Source organism: Vibrio sp. 10N.222.46.A1 (genome assembly GCF_041473595.1).
Lineage (GTDB): Bacteria > Pseudomonadota > Gammaproteobacteria > Enterobacterales > Vibrionaceae > Vibrio > Vibrio tasmaniensis_A.
The window spans coordinates 1-5,622 of the sequence record NZ_JBFRSN010000969.1; the positions used below are offsets into that span (position 1 = coordinate 1).

Genomic DNA, 5,622 nt, shown 5'->3' on the forward strand with positions numbered 1-5,622 from the left:
TCATTAATCAGTGCTTGTGCTTCGTCGGAGCTTGAGAATCTGTCGAGCAACTGTCTGCCAGTTTGATATGGAATTTTTTTATACATGTTTCTGTCTTACCTGAATTTGTGCTCTAGTGTGGTTTAAATGCTAGCGATTGAATTCACTAATTCACCTTTACAATAGCACCCTTTAATTCGCCAAGTACGCCACCATTAAAAGTACCTTTTAGGCCTGATTTAAACTCGGCACTTAAAGACCCCTCTGCTGTGAGTGTGGTATCCGCTTTAATCGCGACACTGAGTCCTTTAATACTGTTGGAGCTTGTCGCTTCGAGAGCCGTTGTTACACCTGATATTTTGTTCGCGGATGTCGCCTTACTTGTTACGTTCATGCCTTCAAGGTTGAGTGCGCTACTGGCTTTGATATCAATGTTACTTGCTTCAATACTAATAGAAGATGAAGACATAGTGATTTTGCTGGACCCAACCTTTAGCTCAATCTTGTCATCCGCTTCTAGGGATATAGATTTACCTTTGGCAGCGATAGCTTTGTCTGAATTGAGGGTGTAATTATCTTCTGTTGATACGTTAACTTGTTTGGTGGTTTTCTGGATCAGTTCACCTTTAATGGTCTCTGTCAGGTTGTTCTCTATTTCTTTCGTGAAGTCTTTGGTTGCATGCATGTACAAGAGCTCATTGTCTTTCTTATCGTCAAAATAGAGCTCGTTAGCCAATCCGCTTAACTTAGTGCTAATACCTGTTTTCGTTGAGTTAGCTTCTTTGTAAGGTGGTGGGTTTTTACTGTTATAAACGCTTCCTGTGATAATCGGTTGGTCTGGGTCACCATCAATAAAACTGACCAGTACTTCTTGTCCTACTCTTGGAATAAACTGAGCACCATAACCATTGCCAGCCATCATCTGAGCAACGCGCACGTAGCAACTCGTTTTGTCTCCGGATGTTTGTGTATCCCAATGAAATTGAATGCGAACTCGACCTTGTTCATCTTGATTAATCTCACCTGCGGTATTACCGGCTACGATGGCGCTTTGTAGTCCGTGTATTTTTGCCTTATCCGTCGGTGAAGGATAATTAGGAGTCGACGTGTCAAGAAGGGTGAGACGTGTTTGACAATGGTTTTCGGTGCTATAACTCGTGTGAAGTTCTGTGACTAAATAGTCACCGAGTTGATCTTTGTCTAAATGGGATGATAGTGAAAACCATTTACCCAATTCAAATGAATCGTGTTGCGCTTCGGCTTCTACGGTTTGATAATTTTGCTCGAGCTGTTCAATTCGTCTTTTCACTAGGTTGCTGGCAAGGTCTTCCATCCCACCAGTGATACCAAGGTTAGGGTAAAACTGTTTCGTTAACTTGGTGTTGTTAGCTATCTTATGGCTGGATTTTTTCTGTTTACTGCTCACGAGTTTAGTTTGTGAGTAATCATAACTAGTCAGTTCGATGCTGGCACCATGAAATTGACCTTGCGGCATCCATTTATCGAGTAATGGATTGTTGCCTGAAGGGACTTCAATCATGTCCAGTTTACCGATATCTGACTTTTTATAAGGGCTCTGAGCGTCCTGTAGCATCATCACGTGATCTGAGTCGCTGTGTTGGAAAAAGTAATGAACCCCTTCTTCAGCAAGCAGGCGAGTTACGAAATCAAAGTCGCTTTCATCATATTGAACGCAATACTCTCGTTTGGATGAGGGCATGGTACCAGCCTTAAACGAGCCACTGAAACCTGCTTGGGTTAACACATCTGAAACGATATCTTTAGTCGATTGGTTTTGATAAACACGGAAAGAATGAGTGTGTATCAATAACCAAAACCACGGCCTTAGAGTGATGCGATAACTAGAATACTGCAGGTTACTGTCCATGCCCAATAACTGAACTTGCGTAACAATGCCGTTGAATACACGTGTGGCTGCTTGGTTGTTAGTGTCGTTAATAAAGCGTGTAATCGAAAGCTTTTGACCAAGCTGGTCATCAATTGAAAAGTTTTTTGAGATGAGTGTTAGTTCGATTTTAAAAGGCTTCGATAGGTACTCAGAAATAGCAAAATCGCTGACTGCATGCTCATTGCTTTTAGAATCTTTTGCCACAATCGCACTGGCAGAAGGGGAGAAATTATCCGTCATAGGCTCGCCTGATAATGCTCGAAGATGTTCTGATATTGTGTGGTATCAATATTAATGAACTGACTTGATTTGGAATTATGAGTCTAAATTTATAGCATAAATTCTATAATATATTAAGTTGTATTCTAGCTTTCTTTGGAAGGCTGCTTCTTAATTTAGAAGTTGCCTGTATACCGAATCAACTTGAAGGTGCAGGCTTGAGTACCAAAAATTACCGATTCATTCTCACCACAACTTGCCTTAAGAGCTTCATCAGTCTCTATGAATCTAATTATATTTGCGGCAGAGCTATATTAGCCGATTGTGACAAAAGAACAGATATGGCAAACTATATAGAGTACATAGAGTTTAATTATAATCGGGCGATAAAGCTCAATACTCTAGGTGTCTAAGCCTAATTTAACTTTGAAAAAATAATGCTCAATGTGTTGTCCTTTCTTGCAAAAGCAGAACACTTTCGTTTCTGAACTAATACAGCTAAATAATAAGAGTTTTATACATGCAAAATCAAAATCCAATGTACGCTGATATGTTGAGAGTATTCTCTAAAGCGGAGCTTGAAGGTGGTTCTCTCTTTTCTAAACTTGTTGTTGTTGGCAAAACTGCAGGTCAACTAAAGGAAGTTAAAGGGGTAGTCGATAAGAGTATCGGACTTGGTAAGGCTCTTAATTACGCTGGAACTCACGGATTGTCATCAATCAATTCAAGTGCCGGCTACAAAATAGCGTCAGGCGCTGTTAAATCAGTTGCTAGCAGCGCTGCTATGAATAGCGATCAAAACTGGTTTATGAAAATCGTGTCTACTTTAAAGCAAAAGTTGACTGAATTTTTATCGTCGATTACAGACTTTGGAAACGATTTAAAGCAAAAACTATTTGCTCTATTACCCGATGTTGTATCAAAAACACTAGGCGAAGTTTTACAGCATGCTGGTAATATTAAAGCCGCATTAGAGTCAGCATACAAGACCATTACAAAAACAATGCACTACCTAAAATCTGACGGTATGACTATGCTCGCGACCAACAAAGTTGGTTCTTACGTAATTATATCTATCAGAGAGCAAATAAAAGGTGCGGCAGTATCAAGTTCGATTGCAACTCTGCAAAGTGGCGGGACGATATTAGTGAATTCTCTGAGTGCTGGTGTTGGTGCAGCAGTAACAACTATCGCTAACGCTATTGTTTCCATTTTCAAATTTTTTGTCTCGCTAATCAAAAAATGGAAAATGGAAAAAGAATATAATGAATTCAAGAAAAAATGTACGACTTACTTAATTAACGTTCAATCAATGAGTGATGAAAGGCTAGAACAGTTCTTCGCGGAACACATACGTAAAATCCCGATCTTAGCTGCCTATATAGTTTGCATCCCTAGATATGGTTCACCTTATAATTTTTTGAAAATTCTTGATGTTACCCCGCCAAATGCACACAAACGAATCAGCTTGAGCCGAGGAATACGCAAGATAAAGTCCAAGATATTAGGCACAACACTTGACAGTGATAAAGTGGCACATCAAAAAAACATTCTTTCGTCTTTTGAACTATTAAAAGAAGAGTCAAGAGAGTTTATTAAGGAATGTCCGATATCTCTAGAGAGTAAAACTCCAGGTGTTCTTGAGGTGTTAAAAGCAGCGAGAAGCCAAATGAACTTTCTTCCCGGTAGTGATTTGGATGCGAGTAAAGTCGCTCATGCTTTACATAAAAGTAAATTGAGCAAAATTCATGCAGGAAAAGCCCATCACGTAACGGCACGTTTAGATCTCCTAATACGTTCTGACCGCTGGGCGTAAGAGGCTGTCCTAAATTCTGTGTAGCTGTCTAAGCTTAAGTCGTAATAGTGAAGGGTAGAGAGTTACCCACTTTGATTAAAGGAGCTAATCCCGTAATCAAAGACAATAAGGGGTAACTCTCATTTTCATACTAGCAATCCAATCATCAAACACATAGCCAGCCTACTCAATCTGGATTCGTAATGACTTAGAAAAGTTCAAGACGGGTCTTATTGCCTTGATGTCATTGGCGTAGGTGTTTCCATTTTATGAAAACTAATACCATTAAATTAATTATGGTATTAGTTTACTGACGTATATAGTTAATTATCATTTAAAGACATGATTATTGAGATTCAGGACAGAATGTTAAGAGAACTTGAATAATATATAGAATAATGTGTTGCTAGGGGCGGTAGGGCGTTGTAATAATATAAGTATTGTTAGCGTGTTACGTTTTTAGCTAGTGATTATTCAAGGATAGAATAATGGCAAACACAAAAATCTCGTTGCGGTTTACCGTTGGAGGGATGTTTCTACTTGCGACGGTGCTAACGGCGATCGTGGCGGTTTCACTTCAATATTACTTCAGTAAAAAAATGGCGACAGAGCATACCTTGTCCAAGTTGACCATGGTATCTCAGGACTTGAGCGACTATATCGGTAACGTCGACTCAGACGCGATAAATACCGCTCGATTACTGTCTTCCGTACATCGCTCTATTAGCTATCAAATTTCTCGCGAAGAGTCGCGTGGGATCCTCTCAGAAGCGATAAAAGATAACCCTCTTTTTTATAGTATTTACATAGGTTCTTCTAACGAACGCTTCTTCCAAATTATCAATCTGGAATCTTCTCCTTTTGTTAGAGAAAAAATTGGTGCCGATCGCTCAGACCGTTGGGTGGTGATCGAGATAAGCGACAGGGAAGCAGGTCGTATCCGCACGACTAAGTATTACGACCTTGAGTTTAATCTCAGGGAGTCAAAGACAGAACCGAGTAATTATTTTCCGACGACACGGCCTTGGTATGAATCCGCTAATACAGAGACGGTTGAAAAAACGCAGCCTTACCTTTTTCAGCATCTCCAGATAACTGGCCAAACCTATTCTCTAGCTTTTGAATCAAAAGCTGCTAGCGATACACAACACGTGATAGGCATCGATATCGTATTATCTTCTTTAGCGAGTAAGTTGTCTGCAAGCGCATTAGGTTTAGAGGAGGATAGTCAGGCAGAATCTTTCTTATACTCAAAGTCAGGTAACATTATTGCGTCAAATCGAGATGCTGAAACGGAAAATGCACTTCCTCAAATAAGTGAAATCGATTGGTCTGCTCAACAAAAAGCCGTAATTGAGAGCATGCCTCCTTTGTTATTCTCTAATCAAAGCGATTGGGGACCAATGGATTTCGCTGTATCTGGACAGCCACACGGTTATGCGATTGATCTTCTGAAAATGATTAGCGAGATGAGTGGTGTTAAGTTCGAGTTCGTTAATGGCTTTTCGTGGGCAGAGCTAACGGGAAAGTTTCATGAGGGAAGCATCGATGGTTTGCACTCTATTCAGAATTACGAAAGCAACGGAGTAAAAGGCTTATATACGGATGCGATTTACGAGCTACCTTTCTCTGTTGTTACGCGAGAAAACGCGCAAATCGTCTCAAACTACGGAGATCTCAGCGGAAAAAAGGTTGCGATTTTATCTGGATGGTCGGTTAT

The 5,622-nt window shown here is 40.1% G+C and carries 3 protein-coding genes; 2 read left to right on the forward strand and 1 reads right to left on the reverse strand.

All coding sequences use genetic code 11. From position 1 onward, the window contains the following. Positions 1-145 precede the first annotated feature (145 nt). Positions 146-2,128, reverse strand: coding sequence for a type VI secretion system Vgr family protein (locus AB4496_RS22630; RefSeq protein WP_102257283.1), 1,983 nt, complete (start codon positions 2,126-2,128; stop codon positions 146-148). 499 nt (positions 2,129-2,627) lie between these two features. On the opposite strand from AB4496_RS22630, the gene AB4496_RS22635 reads away from it, so the two are divergent. Further along, a complete protein-coding gene (locus tag AB4496_RS22635) occupies positions 2,628-3,923 on the forward strand; it encodes a hypothetical protein (RefSeq protein ID WP_009846613.1) in 1,296 nt (431 codons plus the stop codon). A gap of 467 nt (positions 3,924-4,390) precedes the next feature. Further along, positions 4,391-5,622 (forward strand): transporter substrate-binding domain-containing protein (locus tag AB4496_RS22640; protein WP_372132048.1); only part of this gene is annotated, 1,232 nt, incomplete at its 3' end.

Bases quoted from the DNA above. Each gene is read 5' to 3' on its own strand.
- AB4496_RS22630 (WP_102257283.1), bottom strand. From the start codon at position 2,128: ATGACGGATAATTTCTCCCCTTCTGCCAGTGCGATTGTGGCAAAAGAT.
- AB4496_RS22635 (WP_009846613.1), top strand. From the start codon at position 2,628: ATGCAAAATCAAAATCCAATGTACGCTGATATGTTGAGAGTATTCTCT.